Source organism: Pantoea sp. MBD-2R, assembly GCF_039134845.1.
Taxonomy (GTDB): domain Bacteria; phylum Pseudomonadota; class Gammaproteobacteria; order Enterobacterales; family Enterobacteriaceae; genus Erwinia.
Map to the genome: position 1 here is coordinate 1624710 of NZ_CP152417.1, position 26192 is coordinate 1650901.

General features: G+C 50.8%; 25 protein-coding genes. 9 read left to right on the top strand and 16 right to left on the bottom strand.

The features are described 5' to 3' along the window. Positions 1–133: 133 nt before the first annotated feature. The 3 genes from AAGQ96_RS07545 to AAGQ96_RS07555 all read left to right on the top strand — a co-directional run bounded on the left by AAGQ96_RS07545 (position 134) and on the right by AAGQ96_RS07555 (position 4255). Complete coding sequence (locus AAGQ96_RS07545; protein WP_147196786.1) at positions 134–2323, top strand: TonB-dependent siderophore receptor; 2190 nt, start codon at positions 134–136, stop codon at positions 2321–2323. 393 nt (positions 2324–2716) lie between these two features. Next, positions 2717–3553: a hypothetical protein gene (locus tag AAGQ96_RS07550; RefSeq protein ID WP_342755186.1), complete on the top strand. Its 837-nt coding sequence runs from the start codon at positions 2717–2719 to the stop codon at positions 3551–3553. Positions 3554–4072: 519 nt separating this feature from the next. Next, positions 4073–4255: a hypothetical protein gene (locus AAGQ96_RS07555; protein ID WP_147196790.1), complete on the top strand. Its 183-nt coding sequence runs from the start codon at positions 4073–4075 to the stop codon at positions 4253–4255. On the opposite strand, the gene AAGQ96_RS07560 is transcribed toward AAGQ96_RS07555, so the two are convergent. Further along, complete coding sequence (locus AAGQ96_RS07560; protein ID WP_342755187.1) at positions 4224–5387, bottom strand: beta-glucosidase; 1164 nt, start codon at positions 5385–5387, stop codon at positions 4224–4226. The genes AAGQ96_RS07555 and AAGQ96_RS07560 overlap by 32 nt on opposite strands. Before the next feature lie 245 nt (positions 5388–5632). On the opposite strand from AAGQ96_RS07560, the gene AAGQ96_RS07565 reads away from it, so the two are divergent. Then, on the top strand, positions 5633–7105 hold the full coding sequence (locus AAGQ96_RS07565) for a phospholipase D family protein (RefSeq protein WP_147196794.1): 1473 nt from the start codon (positions 5633–5635) through the stop codon (positions 7103–7105). Between the two features lie 41 nt (positions 7106–7146). On the opposite strand, the gene mdoC is transcribed toward AAGQ96_RS07565, so the two are convergent. Next, positions 7147–8271 (bottom strand): glucans biosynthesis protein MdoC, encoded by a 1125-nt coding sequence (gene mdoC, locus AAGQ96_RS07570; protein ID WP_342755188.1) that lies wholly within the window; start codon positions 8269–8271, stop codon positions 7147–7149. A gap of 270 nt (positions 8272–8541) precedes the next feature. Here mdoC and AAGQ96_RS07575 point away from each other — a divergent pair, with 270 nt between their 5' ends. Continuing rightward, positions 8542–10080, top strand: coding sequence for a glucan biosynthesis protein G (locus AAGQ96_RS07575; protein WP_174822382.1), 1539 nt, complete (start codon positions 8542–8544; stop codon positions 10078–10080). Further along, positions 10073–12634: a glucans biosynthesis glucosyltransferase MdoH gene (gene mdoH, locus AAGQ96_RS07580; RefSeq protein WP_147196800.1), complete on the top strand. Its 2562-nt coding sequence runs from the start codon at positions 10073–10075 to the stop codon at positions 12632–12634. The genes AAGQ96_RS07575 and mdoH overlap by 8 nt, the downstream gene beginning before the upstream one ends. 94 nt (positions 12635–12728) lie before the next feature. Here the strand turns inward: mdoH and AAGQ96_RS07585 are convergent, their stop codons facing one another. The 3 genes from AAGQ96_RS07585 to AAGQ96_RS07595 all read right to left on the bottom strand — a co-directional run bounded on the left by AAGQ96_RS07585 (position 12729) and on the right by AAGQ96_RS07595 (position 15359). After that, positions 12729–13235 carry a DUF892 family protein gene (locus AAGQ96_RS07585; RefSeq protein WP_147196802.1) on the bottom strand — a complete coding sequence of 169 codons (507 nt, stop codon included), beginning with the start codon at positions 13233–13235 and terminating at the stop codon, positions 12729–12731. A gap of 72 nt (positions 13236–13307) precedes the next feature. Further along, entirely contained in the window at positions 13308–13784 is a 477-nt protein-coding gene (locus tag AAGQ96_RS07590; RefSeq protein ID WP_147196804.1) for a DUF892 family protein, read from the bottom strand. Between the two features lie 381 nt (positions 13785–14165). Next, positions 14166–15359, bottom strand: coding sequence for a zinc-dependent alcohol dehydrogenase (locus AAGQ96_RS07595; protein WP_342755189.1), 1194 nt, complete (start codon positions 15357–15359; stop codon positions 14166–14168). 309 nt (positions 15360–15668) lie between these two features. Here AAGQ96_RS07595 and AAGQ96_RS07600 point away from each other — a divergent pair, with 309 nt between their 5' ends. Beyond that, positions 15669–15887, top strand: a complete 219-nt coding sequence (locus AAGQ96_RS07600; protein WP_147200566.1) for a YceK/YidQ family lipoprotein — start codon at positions 15669–15671, stop codon at positions 15885–15887. Between the two features lie 6 nt (positions 15888–15893). Here the strand turns inward: AAGQ96_RS07600 and AAGQ96_RS07605 are convergent, their stop codons facing one another. The 10 genes from AAGQ96_RS07605 to AAGQ96_RS07650 form a co-directional block, all read right to left on the bottom strand. Next, a complete protein-coding gene (locus tag AAGQ96_RS07605; RefSeq protein WP_147196810.1) occupies positions 15894–16301 on the bottom strand; it encodes a MysB family protein in 408 nt (135 codons plus the stop codon). 106 nt (positions 16302–16407) lie between these two features. Next, entirely contained in the window at positions 16408–17088 is a 681-nt protein-coding gene (locus AAGQ96_RS07610) for an HAD-IA family hydrolase (RefSeq protein WP_342755190.1), read from the bottom strand. 64 nt (positions 17089–17152) lie between these two features. Further along, positions 17153–18064, bottom strand: a complete 912-nt coding sequence (locus tag AAGQ96_RS07615) for a tagatose-bisphosphate aldolase (RefSeq protein WP_147196814.1) — start codon at positions 18062–18064, stop codon at positions 17153–17155. A gap of 24 nt (positions 18065–18088) precedes the next feature. Continuing rightward, entirely contained in the window at positions 18089–18628 is a 540-nt protein-coding gene (locus tag AAGQ96_RS07620) for an ATP-binding protein (RefSeq protein ID WP_147196817.1), read from the bottom strand. Further along, entirely contained in the window at positions 18625–19062 is a 438-nt protein-coding gene (locus AAGQ96_RS07625) for a PTS sugar transporter subunit IIA (protein ID WP_342755191.1), read from the bottom strand. Before AAGQ96_RS07625 ends, AAGQ96_RS07620 begins: the two co-directional genes overlap by 4 nt. A 6-nt stretch (positions 19063–19068) precedes the next feature. Continuing rightward, positions 19069–19341: a hypothetical protein gene (locus AAGQ96_RS07630; RefSeq protein WP_254446322.1), complete on the bottom strand. Its 273-nt coding sequence runs from the start codon at positions 19339–19341 to the stop codon at positions 19069–19071. 35 nt (positions 19342–19376) lie between these two features. Further along, a complete protein-coding gene (locus tag AAGQ96_RS07635) occupies positions 19377–20723 on the bottom strand; it encodes a PTS sugar transporter subunit IIC (RefSeq protein ID WP_342755192.1) in 1347 nt (448 codons plus the stop codon). Between the two features lie 16 nt (positions 20724–20739). After that, positions 20740–21030: a PTS sugar transporter subunit IIB gene (locus AAGQ96_RS07640; protein WP_147196823.1), complete on the bottom strand. Its 291-nt coding sequence runs from the start codon at positions 21028–21030 to the stop codon at positions 20740–20742. A 9-nt stretch (positions 21031–21039) separates the two neighbouring features. Then, entirely contained in the window at positions 21040–22020 is a 981-nt protein-coding gene (locus AAGQ96_RS07645; RefSeq protein ID WP_342755193.1) for a 6-phosphofructokinase, read from the bottom strand. A gap of 415 nt (positions 22021–22435) precedes the next feature. Beyond that, positions 22436–23245 (bottom strand): flagellin, encoded by an 810-nt coding sequence (locus AAGQ96_RS07650; RefSeq protein ID WP_147196827.1) that lies wholly within the window; start codon positions 23243–23245, stop codon positions 22436–22438. Positions 23246–23502: 257 nt separating this feature from the next. On the opposite strand from AAGQ96_RS07650, the gene AAGQ96_RS07655 reads away from it, so the two are divergent. Further along, a complete protein-coding gene (locus AAGQ96_RS07655) occupies positions 23503–24624 on the top strand; it encodes an alkene reductase (protein WP_342755194.1) in 1122 nt (373 codons plus the stop codon). A 14-nt stretch (positions 24625–24638) separates the two neighbouring features. Continuing rightward, on the top strand, positions 24639–24953 hold the full coding sequence (locus AAGQ96_RS07660) for a helix-turn-helix transcriptional regulator (protein WP_147196832.1): 315 nt from the start codon (positions 24639–24641) through the stop codon (positions 24951–24953). Here the strand turns inward: AAGQ96_RS07660 and mdtG are convergent. After that, a complete protein-coding gene (gene mdtG / locus AAGQ96_RS07665; RefSeq protein WP_147196834.1) occupies positions 24948–26180 on the bottom strand; it encodes a multidrug efflux MFS transporter MdtG in 1233 nt (410 codons plus the stop codon). The genes AAGQ96_RS07660 and mdtG overlap by 6 nt on opposite strands. Positions 26181–26192: the final 12 nt, after the last annotated feature.

Genomic DNA, 26192 nt, shown 5'->3' on the forward strand with positions numbered 1-26192 from the left:
CAGGAGGCGTTTGCCTGCCTGCTTATCCTGCGGCGAAAGGGGCGAATATAGCGCTTGCAATTCCTGTTACCGTGTCGATAATCGCAATCCGAATAATAATGATTATCACTTGTATTTTTATCAGGGAAACGTAATGAGCCACCTGCTTTCAACCCCTCAGCACTTCAAAATGACCGTGCTTGCCGCGCTGATTAGTTCTGCCGCCGCGCCAGCGCTGGCTGCGACCACCGAGGCCAGCACCAGCGAAAAAACCATGACGGTTGTTGCAACGCCAGAAAACAATTTCACGCCGGGCGGCGATCGGCTGGTGCCTGCCTATCTGGATGGCCAGATCGCCAACGGTGGCCGGATGGGGCTGCTTGGCGAGCAGGACGCGCATAATGTGCCGTTCAACGTCATCGGCTACACCGCAAAAATGATCCAGGATCAGCAAGCCACCACCCTGAAAGAGGTTGTCGCTAACGACGCCTCTGTGCAGAACGTGCAGGGCTATGGCAACTTTGCGGAAACCTACCGTATTCGTGGTTTCGATCTTGATGGCGACGACATGACCTTCGGCGGCCTGCCGGGCGTGATGCCGCGGCAGGTCGTTTCCACGCAGATAGTGGATCGCGTTGAAGTGTTTAAAGGATCGAATGCGCTGGTTAATGGCTCTGCTGCCAGCGGCGTTGGCGGCATGATCAACCTGGAACCCAAACATGCGGATGACACGCCACTGACGCGGCTGGGGGTGGATTACACGTCTGCCTCTCAGGTCGGCACTTCGCTGGATGTAGGGCGTCGCTTTGGTGACAATAATCAGTGGGGCGTACGCGCCAACGTGCTGCACCGTGAAGGCGAAACCGCCGTCGATAACGAGAAGCGTCGCGCAACGGTCGCCTCCCTTGGCCTGGATTATCGGGGCGATAAGTTGCGTACCTCGCTGGATCTGGGATATCAGAAACAGGCTTATCACGGTGGTCGCCTGGGGATCAATGTCAGCGGCGTTGATTTCATTCCTGAAGTGCCGCGCGCCACCAGCAACTACAGCCAGAACTGGGTTTACAGCGATATCGAAAGCGAGTTTGGTATGGCGCGTGCCGAGTACGATTTTGCGCCAAACTGGACGGCTTACGCCGGTATGGGCGGACAGCACTCTCATGAAATGGGCGCCTATGCGTCACCGAAATTGACCAGTGCAGACGGCTCCGCAACGATTGGCCGCATGGATACTAACAAAATCGTTGATGCATTTAGCGGCCAGACCGGCGTGCGCGGCAAGTTCAATACCGGCTTCGTCAGCCACAGCGTGAATGTGGGTTATGCCGCGCAGACTAAGCGTGAGAAAACGTCTTACGGTATGGCACTGACTTCAGCCGGCACCAACGTTTACAACACTTCTGCTGTCGCGGCACCTGAGAACACCTATTTTGGCGGCGATCTTGACAATCCTAAGCCCACAAGCCGGATCCGTACGGAAGGCCTGTTGCTGGCCGATACGCTGGGCTTCCTGGATGATAAAGTGCTGCTGACGGCGGGCGTGCGTCATCAAAAAGTGGTGGTGCGTAACTACGCTTACGGCACGGCGGTAGAGGATACCGACTCACGCTTCACCAAGTCGCGCTGGACGCCGGGTTATGGCCTGGTCGTTAAGCCATGGGAAGCGGTTTCCCTGTATGCCAACCACATTGAAGCGCTGCAACCGGGTGAAACTGCCTCAACGGGCGCGCTGAACGTAGGTAAAGTCACCGGTATTTCGCTCTCGAAGCAAAACGAAGTGGGGATGAAGCTGGACACCGGCCGGATTGGCGGCTCGCTGGCGCTGTTTGAGATCAAAAAGCCAGCAGGCATTATCGATCAGCAGACGGGTATGTTTGGCATGTATGGCGAACAGCGTAACCGTGGCGTGGAACTGAACGTCTTCGGTGAGCCGGTTTACGGCGTGCGGCTGAACGGCAGCGCGACCTGGCTGGATCCCAAAATGACCAAAACGGTTAACGGCACCAACGACGGTAAAAATGCCATCGGCGTGGCAAACTTTTATACCGTGCTGAGTGCGGAATATGACATCAAACCGGTTGAGGGATTAACCGCACTGGCCCGCGTCACCCATTCCGGCTCTCAATATGCTGACAGTGCGAACACCAAAAAACTCGACGGTTATACCACGCTGGATCTGGGCCTGCGCTACCGCACGAAGGTACAGGAAAACGACATGACCTGGCGTCTCGGCGTGGAAAACGTCACCAACAAGAAATACTGGTCAGGCGTGGAAAGCTACGGAACCTACATTTATCAGGGCGATCCGCGTGAGCTGAAGCTGTCAATGTCTTACGATTTTTAATCGCTCATTCTTACTGTTAAGGCAGGCTTTATCACGATGCCTGCTCACTTTACGGCACGGGTTCCCGTGCCGTTGCTTTTAGAATATCTCTTTTCATCATTGCCACATCTTAATGGTTTTCCCCCTGTCCCGATCTCTAACTGTTTCACTGTCCACTCATCGCAACGGTCTCATAACAGGGTTACTCTCATCATAAAGTAAATTTTATTTAACATTAATCCATGGTAAGCATTAGACATTTATTTGTTTGTTAATGATCTCTCGTTTCTTATGTAACATAAACCTTATTATTTATGCGACTTTTGGGACTGCTGTCGCAATTTTTAATTTTCTATGTCATGTTAAAATATTAATTTTATTTATGTAAAATATTTGTATAATTAATTATATTTAATGTTTTCTTGTTTATCTCTGGGAGAGCAACACGTGGCTGTAACAAGAAAATCGGTCGTAGACAAAGCAGTATCTGATGGGTTATTGAACAGGAGGATCTTGAAAATATGCAGTTTGGTAAGGTCTTTTGGCGGGGATACAACAGTCTCACCGGTACAGGGATTTGTTGATTTCCTCAAGGGTATGGAAATGCTGAATGATGAATACGTCAGAAATGGGATAACCCGGCAAACCCGAGCGCCTTTTCTCTATAACGAAGGGCTTATTGATACAGAAAGCACGCTGTTTTTAGCGCGGAAAGGTGAGGAAATCATTGGCACGGTCAGCCTGCTTTCCAGCACCAACAACCCGATGCCCAGTGAGAAACTTTTTGCTCAAGAGATCGCCGCACTGAATCTGCATAACAGGAAGGTTGTTGAGGTGGGAACGTTGTCGGTAAAAAAAACGCCGGCCGCGGAAAATGTTGTCTTCAGGCTTTACCTGTCGATCATGATGCATGCCATTTTTATCGAACAGGTCGACGATATTTTTATTCAGGTCAAAGAAAAAACCGCCTCGTTTTACATTAATAATTTGCTGTTTGAAAAGGTGGGTACAGCGAAAACACATCCCGACTACCGTAATCTGCAAGCTTCATTGCTCAGAGCCGATGTGAAAAATCTGCGGGAAAAGATCTACGAACAGCAATGCTATGGCGCAAAAGGATGGCTCAGGATATTGCATGGACTGGGTTTACTGGCCGAATTTAAATCTTTTTATCATGAGGAAACGCTAAGCGAACGGTTTAATCTTGGCGAACAGGATGCCGAAGTCTATCGTTACCTCTGCCATCTTTAAACGCATCCCGTCCAGACCGGACGGGATCAATTGTTTACTGTTATTGGCTGTTTCCGCCGACGACTTGATGAGACGAAAGTATTATTAAAAATCTGCTGCAACTGGATAAGAATCAATATTTTCAGAGGGGCCTGTGCTATCATTGCGCTTTCCTGAATTTCAGGTGCAGGAAGCCGGGCAGACAAGGAACGGTCGAAGTATAAATATATTTTATTACCTTAGCCCCGATGTGAATTCAGCTTTATTGCGCCGCGCCTGATTTAGCGCTGCGATTTGACCGATTGAGACTGGCGGTTTAAGACAGGACGTTTCGCCAGCAAGACCGTGGTTAAGATGACTGAACGTCCTGAAAACGATATTCCAAAAGATTCACGTTACCTCCTTGATGACGCCCATTTCGCCATTGTGGTGCTTGCAGTCACCTCTTTTACTCTTATAATCTTTGTTCTCATCATTACTTTACTGATGACGTAGTAGTCCCGAGCCTTGCTGTTTTCACCTGAAGGGAGAAAGACGAGTATGGAAACCAAAGAAGACAGATTGCTGGCTTTGGTTGGGTTGCTGGCTGCTGGCCTGATTACTGTGGTGGTGCTTTTCACCCTGACCTGGTTGTCGGACGTGCGTCGCGCGCCGGCCGAAAACTGGTCCGAAACCTGTATCCCACAAACGCTTACTTCTCCCCAACCGCATTCTTCATCCTGATTTGCTGGCTGCGAATTTCCAGTGCGTAGGGTTCATTGATAGTGCGATTACCATTGGCATCCGCCAGGCCAAACAGGCCGCCAGGCGAACGTCGGTCGTCAGCCCACGACGGGTAATCAACGGCGGGGAAAATGGAGATACCCTGAATATCCGCTCCCTGAGCGCGCGCCTGGTTAACCTGTTCAACTACGCGTCCCAGCCATGGGGCTCGCATCGCGCCTTCAGCCCCGGTTTCTGCAATCAACATCGGGCGCTGATAACGCTGCCAGACTTCCAGCAGCAGGCTGGCAAGAGGGCGGTATTCGGCCTGCTGTTCATCCAGCGGGTCGCCGTTGGTATACCATTGATTATCTGGATAATAATTTAATCCAATAATATCCAGCAGGCTGTCGTTGCCGCCCAGTTCAGGATGCAGACGGCCGCCAATCATATCCCAGGCTTCATATTGCGCTTCATGCTGGCGGCTGGCTTCAGCCAGATGCTCTTTCATCATGTCCGGTGCAGCAATATGCACCAGCGGATCGGTCAGTACGAAGCGGGCACCGGGCAGTTCCTCACGTATCGCATGCATTGCGGCGACCGAGGCCCTGACCAGTTGCAGTTTCAACTCCCGGCCACGGGCCGTAACGCCGGGATTAAACAGGGCGACTTCCGCTCCCGCCCACGACCAGAAAGAGATTTGATTCATTGGCGTAAAGAAGGGCGCAGAATAGCCCTCATCACGCATCAGTTTTGCCAGCGCCCGGGCGAAATGCGCAAAACGATCGACAAACGCAGGCTGCCAGATATCAAGCTGCGCCGGCCAGCCAAAGTGGGCCAGCTCCCAGATGACCTCCAGACCATTGTTTTCGGCGGCGTGCAGCATAGATAAAAATGTCGACCAGTCGTATTCGCCAGGTTTTTGCTCAATCAGATACCAGCGAGCGCTGTCCCGGGCGGTTAACAGCTGATGAGTCGCTAACAGCGCGTAGTCTTTGTCCAGCAGAGTATCGTGGCCGCTGTTAATCACCAGATCGACCCGTTTACCTTCGCCACGGCAGGCGGTGGAGCAGGCGAAACTGCCCTGAAAGAAGCTTTTAAACAGCGGTGCGTGATGCCCTTGAGGCAACATTTCATGCGGTTGATGCTTCATGATGCTTTCCTCATGACGGAGGCGCTCGGCCTGGATATGGGCTAAGTCTAGTCCAAATGCTCCCGCAGGCCTTTTTTCACCGGCAGGTTGGTTAAAGAAACGTTAAGAGCGCCGCAATCAGAACTGTCGCATGACAATTAAACGCAACCGGAACGATAATGCATCCGGTAGACTGGTCTTCGCCGTTCGTTTCAAGACGGAAGCGGGTGAACGCCCAATAATGTTGAATGCACTAAGGATCCCATGTGACCGAAGCTTTTACCGCAGAAGTTGGCGGCACCCCTGATGAAGAGACAACCCTGACACGTGCTGTCGCCTCGCTGGTGCAAAACCATCCTGAAGACAGTGGGATTCATCCGCTGGAAGAGGGATTGAACGCGTTCGCCGCCCGTTATCAACTGATGACGATGGCGGAGCATACCCTGGATATCCAGTACTATATTTGGCAGAACGATATGTCCGGGCGTTTGCTGTTCAGCGCCGTGCTTGATGCGGCCGATCGCGGCGTGAAAGTGCGTCTGCTGCTGGATGACAACAACACCATGGGGCTGGATAAAACGCTGAGCGAACTGAGCCGCCACCGCAATATTCAGGTGCGGCTGTTTAACCCGTTCTCGTTTCGTACGCTGCGAATGTTAGGTTATCTTTCTGATTTTGCACGTTTAAATCGGAGAATGCACAACAAAAGCTTTACCGTCGATCGGGAAGCGACGATTGTGGGTGGTCGCAATATCGGCGATGAGTATTTTGGCGCAGGGGAAGAGCCGCTGTTTTCCGATCTCGACGTGCTGGCCATTGGGCCGGTGGTTGAAGAAGTGACTGACGACTTTGAACGTTACTGGCAAAGTCGGGCCGTAAAACCCTTCAGCAAAGTGGTGGATATTGAGCAAAAAGCGGATCGCGCCGCGATTACCCTGCCTGATGAGTGGCGCAGCGATCCTCAGGTCGAGCGCTATCTTCAGCGTATTGAAGCCTCTTCTTTTGCCACGCAGCTGGCGAAAGGCGAACTGGAACTGACCTGGGCACGCACCCGCCTGTTAAGCGACGATCCGCGTAAAGGGCTGGGCCGTGCAAAAGCCTCCTCGCTCTTACCGCAACGTATGCTGGAAGTCATCGGCAAACCCGAGAAGCAGTTCGACATTATTTCCGCCTATTTTGTCCCCACTCGTGCGGGCGTGGCGCAGCTGCTGGCTTTGAGAAGAAAAGGGGTCAAAATTGCCATCCTGACCAATTCTCTGGCAGCAAATGATGTTTCAGTCGTCCATGCGGGCTATGCCAAGTGGCGGAAAAAACTGCTGCGCCATGGTGTAACGCTTTACGAGCTGAAGCCCCATTCCGACACGCGCGATACGCCACACGACCGGGGCTTGACCGGTAATTCAGGGTCAAGTTTACACGCCAAAACCTTCAGCGTGGATAACGAGAAGGTCTTTATTGGCTCCTTCAACTTCGATCCGCGCTCGGCGATGTTAAACACCGAAATGGGCTTTGTGATCGAGAGTGAAAAACTTGCCGCCAGCATTCACCAGCGTTTTGTCAGCAGGATGCGCGATCGTGCATGGACGCTGCGGCTGGACAAATGGGGAAGGGTAAACTGGGTGGAGTATCCGGGCGAAGGAGAAAAAGAATGGGTACACCGGCATGAACCCCGCACCCGTTTTATTCAGCGGTTACTCGTGCGTTTGGTGTGGCGACTGCCGATAGAGTGGCTGCTCTGATCCTGCCCGGTCTGAACCGGGCAGAAGCAGAGTGCCGTATTTTACCTTTGCGGCTTCCCGGAAAACAGGAAGCGCAGCAGCGGGATGCGCAGATGGATCTCGTAAAGAATAAAGGCAATACCGAAAACAAAGACCAGGCCAGTGAAAAAGCCCAGCGTGTTATTACCGATATGCGGCACCACGAAAATTCCGTACAGGATGGTCAGCGGATGGTGTACCAGATAGATAAACAGCGAGGCATTAACCAGATAGGTTACGCGCGGTGAATGAGAATTCAGAAAGCGGTGGCCCAATGAGAACACCACATTCACCATCCACAATCCCATCATCATCGACACTATCGCATCGATTTCATACAGCCAGCCCTCTCCTTTACTCCAGGTCTGATTTGCCACATAGGCAACGAAAGCCAGCGCCGAGCCGATAAATGTCCAGGGTACAGGTTTAACCAGCAATGCTTTAATCGCCGGATATTTCCATGCCATTGCGCCAAGGACAAAGAAGGGTAAGAAGAACAGTGATTGCATAAAGGCATAGTTAAACAAGCCATTACTCAACAGCTGCGGCTCGAATATAAACAGAAAACGACGTACTGCACCCCAGCCAAGGCTACAAAGCAAAATAGCGAAGCTGAGTTTGGTCCAGTTAATATCGGCATAATCTTTTGCCGGGCGCTGAGCATCCCGCAGCCATTTAAACATCGCCATTCCGGCAACAGTCAGGACCACCAGCACCAGTAAAAACCAGAGATGAGAAATTAAATCCCAGGAGAGGGCATTGAACTTTTGATAAAGCGTCAGGTTGCTCCAGTCGCCGATCTTCGTCGTCCAGGCTTTTATCATAAAAAATTGCGGTACTGTCAGCAGCGGTATCGCCGCCAGCATAGGAATGCCAACACGCTCCAGACGCACTTTCAGCCAGTGCCTCGACGCATATTTCAAAAAAAGCATATAGGAAAAATAACCGGAAATGACAAAGAAGACCTGCATGCGAAAAGCATGAATAAAATCATTTAACAACGTCAGCCATTCGGAGGACGCCAGGCTATTTACTGACCATGCCTGGCTCGAATAAATCAGGGAGACGTGAAACGGCACGCCCAAAAGCATCAGATAAGCCCGGATCGAATCAAAAAAATATTCTCGTTGCTGTGTTTTTTCCGTCATATTCATCCCATATTCAACGTGTTACAGCGTTTGCTCGCCCTGAGCCACGCTAAAGCTTACCGCTTACTCTAGTTGAGAAAACACGGGTATACTATCAGGGGAATCTGTATCCGCTAAGCACTTGAGAACAGGGCGCTAAAAGCAACAAATGAGAGGAACAAAAACGTTGTTGAGCTGTCGGAATGCTGAATTATCCATTAAGATGGATGGGATTGATTTAAGCACACGAAAGGGGGGGATGTGCTGATTAAAATGAAAAATAAGCCAGAACTGATGAAATTGCGCTTACTTGGTGCAACAGTTTTGCTGTCAATGTATGCCAGTTCAAGCTGGGCTTTTAGCATTGATGACGTCGCAAAACAGGCGAAAGATTTGGCAGGGAAAGGATACGAGGCGCCGAAAAGCAATTTGCCTTCCCAATTGCGCGATATGAAATATGCTGATTATCAGCAGATCCAGTTCAATCGCGATAAAGCCTGGTGGAGTAAGCTGAAGACCCCGTTCAAGCTGGAGTTTTACCATCAGGGCATGTATTTCGATACGCCAGTGCAAATTAATGAAGTGACCGCCACCAGCGTGCACGAGATTAAATACTCGCCGGATTATTTTAATTTCGGCAACGTTAAGCACGATCCTGAAACGGTCAAAAATCTGGGCTTTGCCGGATTTAAAGTTCTCTATCCGTTAAACAGTAAAAACAAGAAAGACGACGAGATTACCAGCTTCCTGGGCGCCAGCTACTTCCGCGTTATCGGCGCGGGTCAGGTATATGGCCTTTCTTCTCGTGGTCTGGCTATTGATACGGCGCTGCCGTCCGGCGAAGAGTTCCCACGCTTTAAAGCATTTTGGGTGGAACGGCCTAAACCGTCTGACAAGCATCTGGTTATCTATGCGCTGCTGGATTCGCCACGTGCCTCCGGTGCCTATCGCTTTACCATCACGCCAGGCAAAGAATCGACTGTTGACGTGCAGTCTAAAGTCTACCTGCGCGATAAAGTGGGCAAGCTGGGCGTAGCGCCACTCACCAGCATGTTCCTGTTTGGTCCAAGCCAGCCATCCACGCAGGTGAACTACCGTCCGGCGCTGCATGACTCTAACGGGCTTTCCATTCACGCCGGTAACGGTGAGTGGATCTGGCGTCCGCTGAACAACCCAAGGCATCTGGCGGTGAGCACCTTTACCGTTGAGAATCCACAAGGCTTTGGTTTGCTGCAACGCGGCCGTGATTTTGCCAAATATCAGGATCTGGACGATCGTTACGATCTGCGCCCAAGCGGCTGGATCGAACCGCAGGGTAAATGGGGTAAAGGCCATATCGAACTGGTTGAAATCCCAACGGCAGATGAAACCAACGACAACATCGTGGCTTTCTGGACGCCGGAAACCCTGCCTGAACCAGGCAAAGAGATGAACTTCAAATACCGCCTGCATTTCACGCGTGATGAGAACCAGCTGCACTCGGCGGACACCGCCTTTGTGAAAGATACGCTGCGTTCAACTGGCGACGTGAAGCAGTCCAACCTGGTTCGCCAGCCGGACGGCACCGTGGCCTTTGTCGTCGACTTTACCGGTCAGGATATGAGCAAACTGCCGGAGAATACGCCGGTAACGCCACAGGTGAGCATCGGTAACAACGGCGAGCTGGTGGAAAACAGCGTGCGTTACAACCCTGTTACCAAAGGGTGGCGTCTGATCATGCGCCTGCGCGTGAAAGACAACAAACAGCCTACGGAAATGCGTGCTGCGCTGGTTAACGGTGACAAGACGCTGACGGAAACCTGGAGCTATCAGTTGCCTGCCAATGAATAAGTCTACTGCTCTACCCACTGAATACATTGATGCGTTGCCCCTTTCCGAGCCGCGGAAAGGGGCGCTGCGCGAGACGCTGTCCACGCAGTCGGATAATGCCTTCAGCGAGCTACATCAGTCGCTGAGTGGAAAAGATTCGGCGGTGGAGCGTCCCGACGACGCGCCTCTGGAGTCGGTCAAATCACGTATTGAGATGACGTGGCCAGACTCCGTGGGCAAAGGGGAACAGTTCGCTGAAGACCCGCTGCATCGCACTACGCTGAAGGCTATGCCGAAGCACACCCGTTCTTCTATGTACCCGGAAGCCTGGCGCACTAACCCTGTTGGTCGCGCCTGGGACTCCCTGCGTGGTCGTAAATCGAAGCCTCGCTATGCCAATGCGGAAGAGCAGCGTTCGGAAGAAAAATGGCGTCATGTCGGTTCGATTCGTCGCTATATTCTGCTGCTTCTGACCATTGCACAGACGGTGATCGCCACCTGGTACATGAAAACCATTTTGCCTTATCAGGGCTGGGCGCTGATCGATCCGATGGAAATGATCAACCAGAACTGGCAGCAATCCGTATTGCAGATCCTGCCTTACGTGCTGCAAACGGGGATCCTGTTCCTGTTTGCCGTGCTGTTCTGCTGGGTCTCAGCGGGGTTCTGGACCGCGCTGATGGGCTTCCTGCAACTGCTGATAGGTAAAGATAAATACAGCATTTCATATAACAGTAACGATCAGGATCCGATTAACCCGGAACACCGCACCGCGCTGATTATGCCAATCTGTAATGAAGACGTTGAGCGCGTATTTGCGGGCCTGCGTGCTACCTGGGAATCCGTGGTCAGAACGGGTGAACAGCAGCACTTTGACGTCTACATTCTCAGCGACAGCTACAATCCGGATATCGCCCTGGCTGAACAAAAAGCCTGGATGGAGCTGGTGCGTGATGTCGGCGGGGAAGGGCGTATCTTCTATCGCCGTCGTCGTCGTCGTGTGAAGCGTAAGAGCGGTAATATCGATGACTTCTGCCGCCGTTGGGGCAGCCAGTACAGCTATATGGTGGTGCTGGATGCGGACAGCGTGATGAGCGGTGAGTGTCTCACCGGTCTGGTGCGCATGATGGAAGCCAATCCGAACGCCGGTATTATCCAGTCTTCGCCAAAAGCGTCAGGCATGGATACGCTGTATGCGCGTTGCCAGCAGTTCGCCACGCGCGTCTACGGTCCGCTGTTTACGGCGGGTCTGCACTTCTGGCAGCTGGGTGAATCGCACTACTGGGGTCATAACGCTATTATCCGCGTGAAGCCGTTCATTGAGCACTGTGCCTTAGCGCCGCTGCCTGGTGAAGGTTCTTTTGCCGGTTCGATATTGTCGCATGACTTCGTGGAAGCCGCGCTGATGCGTCGTGCTGGCTGGGGCGTGTGGATTGCTTACGATCTGCCGGGTTCCTACGAGGAACTGCCGCCAAATCTGCTGGACGAGCTGAAGCGCGACCGTCGCTGGTGTCACGGCAACCTGATGAACTTCCGTCTGTTCCTGGTAAAAGGGATGCACCCGGTACACCGTGCGGTGTTCCTGACCGGCGTAATGTCTTACCTGTCAGCACCCTTGTGGTTTATGTTCCTGGCGCTTTCCACTGCTTTACAGGTGGTGCATACGCTAATGGAACCGACCTACTTCCTGCAGCCGAGACAGCTGTTCCCGGTCTGGCCGCAGTGGCGTCCGGAACTGGCGATAGCGCTGTTCTCCACCACCATGGTTCTGCTGTTCCTGCCGAAGCTGCTCAGTATCATTCTGATCTGGTTCAAGGGCGCAAAACCTTATGGCGGGATCCTGCGCGTGACCCTTTCTCTGTTCCTGGAAGTCCTGTTCTCAGTCCTGCTGGCACCGGTACGTATGCTGTTCCATACCGTGTTTGTGGTCAGTGCGTTCCTCGGTTGGGAAGTGGTCTGGAACTCTCCGCAGCGTGATGATGATGCAACGCCATGGAGCGAGGCTTTTAAACGCCACGGTTCACAGATGGCATTGGGCATTGTCTGGGCCGCAGGCATGGGCTGGCTGGATCTGAACTTCCTGTGGTGGCTGGCACCGATCGTCTTCTCACTGATCCTGTCGCCATTCGTGTCGGTATTTTCCAGCCGGTCAACAACCGGTTTGGCCTCTAAGCGCGCAAAACTGTTCCTGATCCCGGAAGAGTTTGAGCCGCCAAGAGAGCTGGTTGATACCGAGCGTTACAATCAGCTGAATCGCGAGCGTGCGCTGAAAGATGGCTTTATGCATGCGTTGTTTAACCCATCGTTTAACGCCCTGGCAAGCGCAATGGCAACGTCGCGTCACCTGAAAAGCGAGATTCTTGAGTTTGCCCGCGATCGCCGTGTTGAACAGGCGCTGAGCGAATCGCCAGCTAAACTGGATCGGGATCGTCGCCTGGCGCTGATCAGCGACCCGGTAACGTTGTCGCGGATGCATTACCGCTTGTGGCAAAATGCCGACAAGTATCACGACTGGTTTGATTATTACCGGTCGCTGAAAATGAATCCTCTGGCGATCCAGTCAACGAAACTGTAGGTTCTTTTGGCCCGTGAAGGGCCATCAGCAACAAAAACCGGGAACAAGGGTTTCCGGTTTTTTTATTTCAACAACAAAGACTTACGTGAGGCGGCTAGACTTTCGCTTCCACGCCAGGTGCCGCCGAACGCACCATAAACTGCTCGGTAACGTCAGGCAAGTGAGTCAGGCACCAGTCGGCCATTGCCACTTCCTGTTCGCGAATTTGTGCAAAGATCTTCGCCCCCTCAGTGTCGCCGACCAGCTCGGCCGCCGCAATCAATGAGGTGTAGTTGGCGATTTCGAAATTCTCGAAGACGTAACCGCTGATCGCGCCTTTCACGACTTCATCATCGGCCAGCATGCCACCCATGGCCTGTCCAAGCGCGGTTAATTTACCTACCGCATCTTTCAGGGTGGAGTGAGAGGTATCGTAACGGTCAATAACGGACTGAACCAATACCTGCTGCTGACGCGTCTCTTCAATATGCTGTTCAATGCGGGCTTTGAGGTCCGGGTAATGCTCCAGACGTCCGGCCATTTTTTCCAGCATGCTTTCGGCCTGTTTTTCCATGGCATGTGCATCTTTTACCCATGCCAGATAATTCTCTTGGTGAGTCATAAAAAGTACCTCTTTTAATTTTTTTCAGACACGCCTTGCAGGCGTGAGATTTAAGGTTGTCGCCGATGTTTATTAAGGCTGTTGTTCAGCGATACCCGTCAGTTTTTCATCTGTGGCTTTTTCTTCTGCCAGCGTTTCTGCCAGCAGCTTTGCTGCATCCTGATAGCCGAGTTTCACGGCCATCGCGTAGAGCGTGCCGTAAGTCGCGATTTCATAATGTTCAACTTTTTGCGCCGCGCCGATCAGTCCGGCATCCCTGACGGGACCTGCCTCAACCGAATCGATAATTTCCTGAGCTTCTTCTGCAAGTCCCTCAAGCGCATGACACTTCATACGTTTGATCCGCACGCCTTCGGTACTTTCTACCAGCTGATCGAGTCGCTCAATTTGCCCGTGGGTTTCTTCAAGATGCTGTTTAAACGCGGCAACAAGCTTTTCATCAGTTGCCGCGCGGGCCATTTTAGGCAGAGCCCGGGTGATCTGTTTTTCTGCGCTGTAAATATCTGATAAGTCGTGGATAAACAGATCTTCCATCGTTTTAATCGTCATTATTTACTCCGGTCATGTAGAGGTAAAAGGAAATAAGAAAAAACAGGAGGGCTTTAGAACAAGGTTAGCTTATTATTTTCATTCCTGTAGAAAAGAGTAAGTTCAATATTTAATTTAAGCGGGTAAAAGGGATGGTCAATAGGTGGATTTGAAGCGGAACTCTAACCGATTCATCAGGTTAGACGTGGCGTTGAAAGAAAAAAAACGATGGAAAAATATTATTAATCTAGCCACGTTTAAAATTTCTGAAATAAATAAGAGCATGATGATAGTAAATTACATTAATCTGTTAATCATTTAGTCCGCCATGAAATAAAATTTCACTGGCGGACCGTTAATAGATTTTTCAAGTCGGGAATTATCGAATTTCATGTCCAGTTTTCAGAGCGTTGCGTGCTCCACGTTCAGCCCGGGTATCAGAATAATTTTGCGGCACTCTTCCTCACGTTTTTCGAAAATTTTATAGCCGCGTGCCGCATCCTCAAGCGGCAGATGATGGGTTACAATCTCTTCCGGCTTTAAATGGCCTTGTTCTATAAGCTGAAGCAGATCGGGAAGGTAAGCATGCACATGCGTTTGTCCCATCTTGAAAGTCAGTCCTTTATCGAACGCATCGCCAAAAAGGAAACCGTGGATAAAGCCTGCATAAACGCCCGGCACGCTGACGATGCCGCCTCGTCGTACGGCGGCGATGCACTGACGAAGCGCCTTGCCGCTGCTGCCTTCAAGCTTCAAATTACTTAATACGGTCTCGGTCAGACTGCCTTTCGCCTCAAAGCCCACCGCATCAATCACCGCATCCACACCCCGGTGCCCGGCGCTATGTTCAATAATCCAGGCAGCAGGATCGTCATTATCATCAAAATTGATAGGGATCACACCGTAACGTTCGTGGGCAAATTCAAGGCGATAAGGATGGTGATCGATCATGAAAATCTGTTCTGCACCGGCCAATCGTGCACAGGCCGCGCTTAACAATCCAACCGGACCTGCACCAAAGATCGCTACGCTTGACCCTTTCTTAAGCTCCGCATTTTTAACGGCCTGCCACGCCGTTGGCAAAATATCGGAAAGAAACAGTACCTTCTCATCCGCCAGCGTATCAGGGACTTTAAACGGTCCGGTATTGGCTTTGGGCACCCGAACATATTCCGCCTGACCACCGGGGACGCCACCATACAATTTACTGTAACCAAACAGCGCCGCAGGTGGGGTAATGCTTTTGCGATTTAAGGTTGCGCCCTTGCCGCTGTTGGTATTTTCGCAGGCCGCATACTGGTGCAGATGGCAGAAAAAACAGTCGCCGCAGGCAATGACGAAAGGAATAACAACCCGATCGCCTTTCGCTACGTTAGTTACCCCGCTGCCCGTTTCGACAACTTCACCCATAAATTCATGACCAAAAATATCACCGTGATGCGTACCAGGAATTTTGCCCCGGTAGAGGTGCAGGTCAGAACCACAAATTGCCGTAGCGGTTACACGCAAAATAATATCATCGGGCGCTTCGATACCAGGATCGGGCATAGTATCGACACTAACCCGATGTGGGCCATGATAAGTCAGGGCTTTCATAGGCTCAGCTCCGGTTATGGATCGGAAGAGGGAGAAAAATTGGGACGATCGGTGAAGAGGCGGTTCTTTTTAAGCGCATTACCTGGTCCTTATACTCAGACAAAGTTAATAAAGCATAGAACAAGAATGCAGTTTCAATTGTTGATTGTCCGTGATGCAGGGGATGAACAATGTCATGTAGGGTGAGGCGGGAAGAAGTGATATTTACAGTATTTTTGCGTTTTCAGGTCATCGTTGCGCAAACTGTTCCTGTACAATGGCGCGTTTTTTATTCAGTAAGAGGAAATAACAGTGACGCTTTTACGTAGCATGCTGGTGGGAATGTCTATTCTGACCCTGACCGGATGCGGCAGTATTATTAGCCGGACGTTTCCGGGGCAGGGCCACAGCAACCAGTATTATCCTGGCGTGCAGTGGGATGTCCGTGATACGCCCTGGCGCTTTCTGACCATTATCGATCTCCCGCTGTCGCTGGTGGTCGATACTTTGCTGCTGCCTGTTGATGCGCATCACGGACCTTATGAGTAAGGTCGGTTACTCCCAGCGATCGGCCCGATCGGAATCGCTGTTATCGTCTTCCCACTCTTCCGCCGCGGCTTTACCTTCTTCAGTATCGGCTGGCGGTTCGAGCTGGAACTCGCCCTCGTCCCATTCATGCAGCGTGTTTTCCGGCAGCCATTCCTGACGCAGTTCGATCTCATCGAAATCGCCGTCGAAAATAGCCTGTGCGGCTTCACCACTGCGCAGCGCCAGACATTCTCCCTCATCGCTCTCGTCGGTAAAGAACTCGGCCTGCCACATGATATCGCCGTCCTGCATAACATATTTTTGCAGGTTGAACTGGCTTACGGATGCATCATCTTCTTCCAGCTCTGGATTAGCGGCCAGGTACTCTTCACGTGCGGCGTCAATAGCCTCTTCCAGCGTTGCATACATGCTCATGGGGTTTCTCCGTAACAAAATTTGCAGGTTTATGAAGGATAGTCGAAGATCTGAGGGGGTAAAACGTGGAGCGAAAAAAAAATTATTAGGGATTTGTTTAATATTATTAATCAGTTACAGACAGCCGGGCAATCTGTGCAGGCAGCTGATACATCGAATCTATCACCACATCGGCTCCAGCCGCTTTCAGTCGCTCCGCATGATCGCGCCAGGTATGTGCACCACCGGTAAAGCCTGCAACATACATCCCTGCACGTTTTGCGGCCGTTACGCCATGTACGGAATCTTCAATAACCAGCGTGTTTTCAGGGACAGCTCGCATAACCGCCGCGGCATGAAGGAAGATATCGGGCTGCGGTTTACCGCGATTTGGCCCAAGATCGACAGCCGAGAAGACAGAGCCGGGAAACAACGACTTCAGCCCTACGTGCGTTAACATAAAATCGAGCTGTTCCCGACCCGAATTAGAACAAATGCATTTAGGATAATCCAGCTGGCTGATAACCTCGTACGTTCCGGTAATGCGCCTTAATTTTTCCTCAAATTCGCTATATAAAGCGTTATAAAATGTCTGATGAAGCGTATCGGGAAGGTTAACGCCGCTTTCTTCGCGCACTTTTGTTATCAGCTCATTCCACGCCAGCCCGCTGTAATGCGTGCAGAACGCCTCAAGGCCGATAACAACGCCGTGCTGCTCAAGCAGCGCGCGGGTAAGATTGATGCCGATAATTTCTGAATCAACCAGCACGCCATCACAGTCAAAAATAATCAGATCGAGTTGTTTCATCTGCTCTTCCTGAAGGGGGCTGGTCACGGCAAAAGCACGTGACCAGCCAGGGATAAACGGCAATTTACGCAGGCACCAGCACTTTTTTATGCTTATGCAGCAGTTGCTGAATATCCCGCAGCCGTCCTACGGCAACGGAAGAAAGCTTCTCTTTGGAGACGTTGCGGTCCAGTGAAATGCAGTCTTTCCACAGTGAGCGTCCGGCAATAACGCCTGAAGCACCATTACGTAGAGAAATATCAACCTGCCGGAGAAAAGTCTGGTGATCGACACCCGCAGAGAGCACGGCCCAGGGAATATCGCCGCAAATCTCTGTTACCTTAGCGCAGGCCGTTTCCGTGCCAGGATAGGGAATTTTCAGCACCTTGGAACCGCAATCAATACAGGCCTGACAGCCGTCCTGAATCAGCTGCGGAATTTTACTTTGATAAACGTCACTGCTCTCATTTTCCAGCTGATAAGTCAGGAACTCCACCACCAGCAGCAGATCCTCGCGAGCAAAATCGGCAATGACTTCACGCAGCGTAGCAAGATTAGCGGTGTTCGCTTCCGGCGTATCCATACGCAGATAAATCATAATTTTACCACCGGTCGCGCCCAGTTCACGGACTTTACGGGCGTTAACGCCCTCGACCATTTTAGAGATACGGTATCCCTGCGGTGACGTATCCCAGCCGGAAGCGTCCAGCCCGACCAGTAAGCCGGTATTGCGCGGCACCACATCCTCATCAACGATACCCGGCACGGCACAAATCGGATCAACCAGTACGCAGCCTGCTTCGGCGGCAAGATAACGGGTAATATCGTATTTGGTCTTGCCCAACGTTTCATTGCTAATTTTTGCCTGCTCTTCTGGCGTAGCGGCTAACAACGTTCGCATACCGCCACGCTGGTCACAGGCGACGACCATCATCGATCCCGTGGCATCACAGATCATTTGATAACCACGACGTTCGGCTGTTGTCATTTTATTCATTAGAGTAAACCTCATTGAGAAAAATTAGTTGCAGTTCAGTTGTTGATTGATCCAGGAAATAAGCCCGGCGCGGTTAATTTCCCGATCCTGTAATAGGGTATAAACGTCGCCGAGCTGCATCGGGCAGGCTCGCTCTGCCAGCTGCATTAATTCAGGTATATACTCTTCGCCAGGATGACCTTTAACGCGACAGGAACAGCGTGACTTATAGCGTTGGGCAACCTGCTCAGGCGAAATTTTATTCCATACTTCAACGTGATGTTGGCAGCCGCTCAGAGAAAGATAATCCGCCAAAATGGACTTATCACGAAAGCCAAACCAGGCATCCATAATAAATAAACTCTTTTCCGGCGCGGCCTTAACGATATTAAACATTGCCTCGTAAGCGGCATAACCCAGCTTTCGATTTAAGGGTCTGTCAATAACATCGGCGAACTGAACCATAAATGGCTCTTTAATTTCATCAATACTCAGGACAGGCGCATTAAAGTGGTCAGCCAGCAAACGGGCGACACGGCTTTTTCCTGAGGCTGGAATGCCATTGACTAAAATCAGTTTTTTCATAATAACCCAAGGATTTCATCAATTGTTTTCGCTTGTCTGATCCGCGTGAGTGTTTCTTCCTGATCGAGTAATTCCACAATCGAAGCAATCCCTTCCGTAATGTGCGAATCGCTGTCTACGCCGCCGAACATGACAATAATGTCGATAGGCTCACTGCCTTTGATAGAGACAGGTTGATCCAGCGTGACCATGCTAAAACCATTTTTAAGCACGCCACATTCCGGTCTGGCATGAGGAATAGCAATCCCTTCATCAAAAACATAATACGCGCCATACTTATTGGTATTATCAATAACGGCCTGTGGATAGTCAGCGGTGACAAAACCTCCTTCTATTAAGGGTCTGGCGGCTGTTTCGATTATCTTGCTCCAGCAATCAATATGCATTCCAATTTGAATATATTGATTCTGTGAAAGGAACTGTCGAATGCTCATAGTACCTCATATATTTTTACGGATGGTATTTCTCAGCTCGTCCATTTTTACAAAGATGTCATCTACGTGATGACGGTATACCGGACTGGCGGCATAGGTTTTCACCGCCTGGTTATATTTAATCATCAATTTTTTTTGGGTGTCATTATCCGAGGGCGCTTTTGATAGCGAGCTTTCCAACAGGGATATTTCCTGCTTAATCTTTTCCGCCGCTTCATGATTTTCATTTTGATGTTGTGGCTCAGATGAAATAAACATATTTTTCAATTTTGCAAACATAAAGCCTCCGCGTCTGTTCAGGCTAATACAGGACATTAATCAGGTTGTTTAACCAGCTTGCGGCTTGAGAACCAAATAATCAGCGTAACGAACAGGATAAAACCAATCACAAACGGCCAGTCATTCTGGAAGGCGTGACCTAAAATTAATCCGGTGCTGATAACGTCAGAATCGCTAAATGTGACGCCTTTAAAGCCGAAGGTTTCAAGTAGCGGCACCAGGATCGCCGGTAATAACGTGATAAACAGGCCATGAACGATACCGCCAATAATGGCGCCTTTTCTGCCGCCCATCGCATTACCAAATACGCCGGCCGTCCCGCCCGCGAAGAAGTTGGTGAGCAAGCCTGGCAGGATCATTGCCAGCCCAAACATGGGGAAAACAATCATGCCGATAATCGACCCTACCGTGGTGGCAAGAAAACCAACGATGACCGCATTGGGGGCATAGGGAAACAGCACCGGGCAATCCAGCGCCGGTATGGCGTTGGGCACCAGGCGCATGGCAATGCCTCTGAAAGCCGGCACCAGCTCATTAAGCAGCAAGCGCACGCCGCTGTAGAGCACAAATACCCCGGCGACAAACTGCATCGACTGCATAAATGCATACATGATGTAGTTTGTTTCTCCGGCGAACTGGGCAATGTAGCCCGGCCCGGCAAAAAAGGCAGGAATGAGATACATCGGTATCATTACCACCGCCATCGACAGATAGGTGTCCTGCAAAAACTTAAAGTTATCAGGTAGCTCCAGATCTTCCGTCGAGCGGGAGTTTTTCCCAATGGCGCGCGCGACGGCGGCCTGAACCAGATAGCCAATTGTGCAGAAGTGACCCAGGGCGACATCATCGGAATCGGTAATTTTCCGTACGATGGGTTGGGCAATAGCCGGCATCAGCACCGCCATGATGCCGCCGAATATCCCTCCGGTCAGGATCAGCGTCATGCCGGTTAACCCCGCTTTATAGCCGATAACGGTACCAATGGTGGCCATCCATAGCAGCGCCTGGCCGGTGAGAAAGATATATTTGAACGGCGTAATGCGCGCAATGATGATGTTGACGGCAAATATCACCAGTAGCGTCAGCGCCACTTCCGATCCCAGCTCGCGGTTCGCTACGCCAGCAATGGCAGCAACGTCGGTAATGTAGCCCTTCATACCAAAACCGTGGGTGAAAATATCATTGAGGAAGGTGAGTGATTCAACAATGATATTGATACCCGCCATCATGATCAGGAAACCCAGCAGGGTTTTAAACGTCCCCTCCAGCGTTTTCCCAACCGACTTTTTCTGTAAGATAAGGCCAAGCATGGCGATCAGCGCGATGAGAATTGAAGCCTGGCCTAAAAAATCTTTCACAATAAAATGAATAATAGCGTCCACGGATGACCTCACTTTTTTATTTTGAGCCTAAATAAGCCAGGATTTTTTCTTCAAGTTCTTTCTTGTCGGTCAGTTTGTTTAAGATAATAACGCGCTTCTTTTCGTCATCGCTGGCATCGGAGTTAAGAATGTCAGCAAATATTTTTTGAGTAAGAATAATGTCATATTTGAATGATGACGCTTCGGATACAGTGGTATGATCGATATCCGCATCGATAGACAGTTTTTGCAAAACAGATTTGGCGCTCATTTCGATAGCAAAGCTTGAGCCGAGGCCGCAGCCACATACGCAGAGTACTTTAAGCATGGTATTACCTCAGATAAGATTGTTGGCTTTAGCCAGTTTATAAAAGTTGCTTTCTTTATCTACCAAACGTTTGTCGGAATTATTAAGATCGACAGGTATGGCTTTATTGTTGTTATTTATAACAATGATTTTATTAGTCAGGCCGCTGTTTATGCATCTGACGACTTCTTCGGCCAGAATCGCGCCCTGTATAATTTCCTCTCCGGTAGGGGTGCCGTTTCTCAATCCATAGCCCATGATTGTTTTTCTAATTCTGATACCAATCTTGTGCTCAATTTTACCAATCATGGTATCAATAGCGCCCTGAAATCCAGGGGTATATTCTTTGGTATAGCCTTCTGAACAGAGAATAATGACGCTATTCTGCTGGTCGATCTTTGTGCGGATTTTTGCTGTCAGCTCATCGATATCCCAAACCGCTTCAGGAATAAGCGCGATATCCGCATTGCTTTTTAAGGCCGCCTGCAAGGTGAGTTCGCCGCAATAGCCGCCAAGTAACTCCACCATAAATACACGCCCCGGTAGTCCGCGGCCGGTATTGCGTAACTTTGCCACTTCACTAATCACCTGTTCGCAGGCAGTCGAAAATCCAATACTGTAGCTACTGCCGGTAATATCATTATCAATGGTCATGCCTATTCCGTAACAGTTGATACCATATTCGCTGAGCACCTTTAAAAACTGGAATGAGCCATCACCGCCGCCCATGACCAGACAATCAATCTTTTTTTGCCGGATGTTTTTTATGATCTTTTCGTAATCCGATTTCCTGCATTTCTCTTCTTTTCTTCCTGACGCAATAAGCGGAACCGAAGAGATCGATAAATCCACCAGATCCCGCCGTGATATCTCTTTTGCTGTGTTGTTAATAAGCCCGGAAATGCCGCCATCAAATATGACGATTTCAGAATCGGTCATCCTGTTTATCTGAAAGATAAAATTATTCATGCCGCTAACGTCACCACCACTAATGACTAATCCTATTTTCATGGCTGGCTCCTGAATAATTATTTTTGTTGTTTGTAGATTTGATGTTAATGATGCCCGAATTAAATTTTTCGAACCTGGTCACAATTTTGCAACGAAATAGGATTGCCACATAGCTTGACAGCGTTATATATCGCTTAATTATGTGAAGTAGATCGTCTTATTTTAGCGGGGTTTTAGTGATGGTGTTTGTAACGTGTTGTTTCTTTTAGGATTTAATTTTGTGAGCTGCATCGCGTTGATCGCAGCGGTTGGCATGAATAAGCTATTCGCGTATTTGTGAGTTAATTCACATTAAAATGGGTTTCGGTTTTTTGTTATGTCATTCAGGCAGCGCTGCGTTTCTCACGCTCCCTGCTTAAAAAAGAAAACCCCGGCCGAAGCCGGGGTTTTGCGTTCTGAGGTAAACCAGAAAGACTTACTGCAGCAGAGACAGCACGCCCTGTGGAACCTGGTTAGCTTTTGACAGCACGGAGGTACCGGCCTGCTGAAGGATCTGCGCTTTGGACATGTTAGACACTTCCGTTGCGTAGTCAGCATCCTGAATACGTGACTGAGACGCGGTCAGGTTGGTTACAGAGGTGTTCAGGTTGTTAATGGTAGATTCAAAACGGTTCTGAATCGCACCCAGGGCACTACGTGAAGTATCCACGTCTTTGATACGCGCATCGAGGTCAGAGAGGTTGCCGCCGGTCACGCTGAAGGTAGCGCCCAGGCCAGAAGCCTGGAAGCCTGCGCCTGACAGGTCGATGCTGATCACGTTAGCGTCGGTAGAATCGTTAGCGCCAACCTGGATTTTTACGCTGCCGGTGGTGTTGAAAATTGCCGTGCCGTTAAAGGTACTTGCCGCGCCGATACGGTTGATTTCAGACAGACGTGCATCAACTTCTTTCTGGATTGAGTCGATGTCGTCAGCACTGTTGGTGCCGTTTTTCGCCTGCACGGTCAGTTCACGAATACGCTGTAAGTTGGTGTTGATCTCGTTCATTGACCCTTCAGCCGTCTGAGTCAGAGAGATACCGTCGTTGGCGTTACGTGCTGCCTGAGTCAGACCTTTAATCTGAGAATTCATGCGGTTAGCGATAGCTTCGCCCGCAGCATCATCTTTTGCGCTGTTGATACGCAGACCAGAAGAAAGACGCTCGATGGCGGTGCTCAGAGAAGCCTGTGATTTGTTCAGGTTGTTCTGAGTGGTCAGGGACATGATGTTGGTATTGATAACGGACATAATAGTTTCCTTCAAGATTGACTTGGGTCGATTACGGCGCCCGGATGCCCGTCACCGTCAGTGAAATATTTATCGGCGAATGGTGAAATAACTTTAAACAGTTTCTGAATAAAATTTGATCTGAAGCGCGATGAAGAGCGCCGGGAAAAATCGCCGCTAAAAACCTTTAAATAACAACAGTGCAACATAAAAAAGTATTTACACATTTAAATGTTTAAATATAATGGGCGCCTTATCTCACCAGGAAACTCAACGCTATGACCAGTAAAACGCTTTTTACCCCGATGCAACTAGGCGGCCTGACGCTGCGTAACCGTATTGCATTGCCACCGTTAACCCGCTGCCGCAGCGAACAGCCGGGCAATATCCCAGGCGAGATGATGGTGGAGTATTATCGTCAGCGCGCCAGTGCGGGCTTTATGATCACCGAAGGTACGCAGATTGAACCACGTGGGCAGGGATACGCCTGGACGCCCGGCATCCACAGCGCAGAACAAATCAGCGGATGGAGAAACGTGACCGAGGCGGTTCATCAGCAGGGCGGCGTGATTTTCTGTCAGCTGTGGCATGTTGGACGCGTATCGCACACCGCCTTACAGCCGGGCAACCAGCCGCCGGTTGCGCCTTCAGTTGTTGCCGCTGAGGGTGTGCGCGTGTTTATTGAAACGGGGCCGGGCGCAGGCATTCTGACCGCGCCAAGTGAGCCGCGTGAGCTGAGCACCGCTGAAGTGAAAGAGATTGTAGAGCTGTATCGTAAAGCGGCGGAAAATGCGAAAGAAGCCGGTTTTGACGGCGTGGAACTGCATTCCGCCAATGGCTATCTGATCAATCAGTTTATCTCTGAACACAGCAATTTCCGCACGGATGAATACGGCGGCTCGCTGGAAAATCGCCTGCGTTTTTTACGGGAAATCATTGCCGCAGTCAGTTCGGTCTTTGGCAGTCAGCGGGTCGGCGTGCGTTTTGCACCGCTGTTCTCCAGCACTGACGAAGAACGTGTTTACCTGGGACTGGTGGAAAGCGATCCGCATACGACCTATATCACAGCGGCAAAAATGCTGAATGAGATGGCGATTGGCTATCTGTCGATTGCCGAAGCAGACTGGGATAACAGCCCGGATCTGCCGGAAAGCTTCCGCATTGCGCTTCGTGAGGCTTTCACCGGGCCGATTATGTATTCCGGCCGCTACACCCGTGAAAAAGCAGAGCGCGTGCTGGAAAATGGCTGGGGAGATCTGTTTGGTTTTGGCCGAACGTTTATCGCTAACCCGGATCTGCCAGCGCGTTTCCTGCACGATTATCCGCTAAACAGCGTTGATGCCTCTTCTCTGTATGGCGGAACCCGTAAAGGATATACTGACTATCCTTTTTATAAATGATTCTGTGAGGCTGCATGACACCTGAAAATGCCATGAAGTTGTTGGCTAACCCAACACGTATGGCAGTATTACACTGGCTCAAAAACCCGGCGCAGGCTTTTGCAAGCTACAGCCAGCTGTATGATTTCGAGCTCTATGGCGTCTGTGCCAGCCTCATTCAGGACAAGGCGGGGCTGTCACAGCCCGCCACGTCGCTTTGCCTGAAAGTTCTACAGGAAGCCGGGCTGCTTGAAGCCAGCAAGGTCGGTAAATGGACCTATTATCGCCGTTGCGAAGCCCGTATCAGCGAGGTAACCGGCTCGGTCACTGCTTTCCTTAACGACCTATAGCTCGACAGTGGAATGAGAAGGGCGGCGACGCAGCGTCCGCCAGGAATAAACGGCGTTGAACAGCACCACCAGCGCCGTCACCACAAATACCGCACGAAATCCCCAGTGCGCCGAAACCACGGCGCCCATCAGCGGGCCGGTGACATTACCGATATCGCGAAAAGACTGGTTATAGCTGAAGATACGCCCGGCAACCTGATTGCTGGCGTTATAAATCAATAGCGTTTGCACCGCTGGCAGCAAAGCACCGTCAGCCGCTCCCAACAGAAATCTCAAGATGCCAAGCTGGAAAGGATTCTGCACCAGCGACATTGGGATCAGCAGCAGAACAGAAAACACCAGCATCGCTATCAGGATCCGATCCGGGCCAATGCGATCCCCCAATTTTCCCAGTCGGGGTGCGCAAATTAAAGCCGCGACGCCGGGCACGGAAGCAATCAAACCGCTCACAAAAGCCAAATTCTGAATATTCCCCGCCAGATCGCGGACGTACAGCGTCAGAATTGGCGCAATCGAACCGGTAGCAACCTGAATAATCAGCGTGGTCACGAACAGCGACAGCACCAGTTTTGGCTTCTTCAGCGAGGTAAAAACCTGTCGGGCATGCAGCATGTCTTTTTTCAGCACCGGCACAAACTCTTCGCGGATAGCAAACAGCGTCATGATAAAGCAGATAAACAGCACGGCGGCAGTGATAAAAAACACCGGGCGCAGGCCAAAACTGTCGGCCAGCAGGCCGCCGATTAACGGTCCGATTAACGCACCGCTGACCGCCCCGGTGGACAACCAGCCCAGCGCCCAGCCGCTTCGTTTGCGGGGCACCTGGGTGGCGATCAGCGCATTTGCATTCGGCACAAAGCCACCGAGCAGCCCAAGCAGCGCACGCAGGGCGAGAAACTGCCAAATCGAGGTCGCCATTCCCATCAGCACCATCACAATCGCCATGCCCAGCGCCGAGCGAAGCAGCATCACTTTTCTGCCTTTACGATCGGCCAGCCCGCCCCAGAAAGGAGAAGCGATAGCCGAAAAAAGAAAGGTAATGCTGAAAACCAGCCCGGACCAGATATTGAGCGACTGCGGATCGGTTACGCCAAGCTGCTCGACATACAGCGGCAGGAAAGGCATCACCAGGCTGAAGGCCATACCCGTCAGAAAACAGCCGCACCAGGCGACGAACAGGTTTTTTTGCCAGTTAACGGAGGAGGGAGCAACGTCAGAAATCGCCATAAATAGCTGCGT

What these genes read in the sequence shown, in the direction of transcription:
- AAGQ96_RS07545 (WP_147196786.1), top strand. Translation starts at nt 134, where the DNA reads ATGAGCCACCTGCTTTCAACCCCTCAGCACTTCAAAATGACCGTGCTT.
- AAGQ96_RS07550 (WP_342755186.1), top strand. Translation starts at nt 2,717, where the DNA reads ATGTTTTCTTGTTTATCTCTGGGAGAGCAACACGTGGCTGTAACAAGA.
- AAGQ96_RS07555 (WP_147196790.1), top strand. Translation starts at nt 4,073, where the DNA reads ATGGAAACCAAAGAAGACAGATTGCTGGCTTTGGTTGGGTTGCTGGCT.
- AAGQ96_RS07560 (WP_342755187.1), bottom strand. Translation starts at nt 5,387, where the DNA reads ATGAAGCATCAACCGCATGAAATGTTGCCTCAAGGGCATCACGCACCG.
- mdoC (WP_342755188.1), bottom strand. Translation starts at nt 8,271, where the DNA reads ATGACGGAAAAAACACAGCAACGAGAATATTTTTTTGATTCGATCCGG.
- mdoH (WP_147196800.1), top strand. Translation starts at nt 10,073, where the DNA reads ATGAATAAGTCTACTGCTCTACCCACTGAATACATTGATGCGTTGCCC.
- AAGQ96_RS07585 (WP_147196802.1), bottom strand. Translation starts at nt 13,235, where the DNA reads ATGACTCACCAAGAGAATTATCTGGCATGGGTAAAAGATGCACATGCC.
- AAGQ96_RS07590 (WP_147196804.1), bottom strand. Translation starts at nt 13,784, where the DNA reads ATGACGATTAAAACGATGGAAGATCTGTTTATCCACGACTTATCAGAT.
- AAGQ96_RS07595 (WP_342755189.1), bottom strand. Translation starts at nt 15,359, where the DNA reads ATGAAAGCCCTGACTTATCATGGCCCACATCGGGTTAGTGTCGATACT.
- AAGQ96_RS07600 (WP_147200566.1), top strand. Translation starts at nt 15,669, where the DNA reads ATGCTGGTGGGAATGTCTATTCTGACCCTGACCGGATGCGGCAGTATT.
- AAGQ96_RS07605 (WP_147196810.1), bottom strand. Translation starts at nt 16,301, where the DNA reads ATGAGCATGTATGCAACGCTGGAAGAGGCTATTGACGCCGCACGTGAA.
- AAGQ96_RS07610 (WP_342755190.1), bottom strand. Translation starts at nt 17,088, where the DNA reads ATGAAACAACTCGATCTGATTATTTTTGACTGTGATGGCGTGCTGGTT.
- AAGQ96_RS07615 (WP_147196814.1), bottom strand. Translation starts at nt 18,064, where the DNA reads ATGAATAAAATGACAACAGCCGAACGTCGTGGTTATCAAATGATCTGT.
- AAGQ96_RS07620 (WP_147196817.1), bottom strand. Translation starts at nt 18,628, where the DNA reads ATGAAAAAACTGATTTTAGTCAATGGCATTCCAGCCTCAGGAAAAAGC.
- AAGQ96_RS07625 (WP_342755191.1), bottom strand. Translation starts at nt 19,062, where the DNA reads ATGAGCATTCGACAGTTCCTTTCACAGAATCAATATATTCAAATTGGA.
- AAGQ96_RS07630 (WP_254446322.1), bottom strand. Translation starts at nt 19,341, where the DNA reads ATGTTTGCAAAATTGAAAAATATGTTTATTTCATCTGAGCCACAACAT.
- AAGQ96_RS07640 (WP_147196823.1), bottom strand. Translation starts at nt 21,030, where the DNA reads ATGCTTAAAGTACTCTGCGTATGTGGCTGCGGCCTCGGCTCAAGCTTT.
- AAGQ96_RS07645 (WP_342755193.1), bottom strand. Translation starts at nt 22,020, where the DNA reads ATGAAAATAGGATTAGTCATTAGTGGTGGTGACGTTAGCGGCATGAAT.
- AAGQ96_RS07650 (WP_147196827.1), bottom strand. Translation starts at nt 23,245, where the DNA reads ATGTCCGTTATCAATACCAACATCATGTCCCTGACCACTCAGAACAAC.
- AAGQ96_RS07655 (WP_342755194.1), top strand. Translation starts at nt 23,503, where the DNA reads ATGACCAGTAAAACGCTTTTTACCCCGATGCAACTAGGCGGCCTGACG.
- AAGQ96_RS07660 (WP_147196832.1), top strand. Translation starts at nt 24,639, where the DNA reads ATGACACCTGAAAATGCCATGAAGTTGTTGGCTAACCCAACACGTATG.
- mdtG (WP_147196834.1), bottom strand. Translation starts at nt 26,180, where the DNA reads ATGGCGATTTCTGACGTTGCTCCCTCCTCCGTTAACTGGCAAAAAAAC.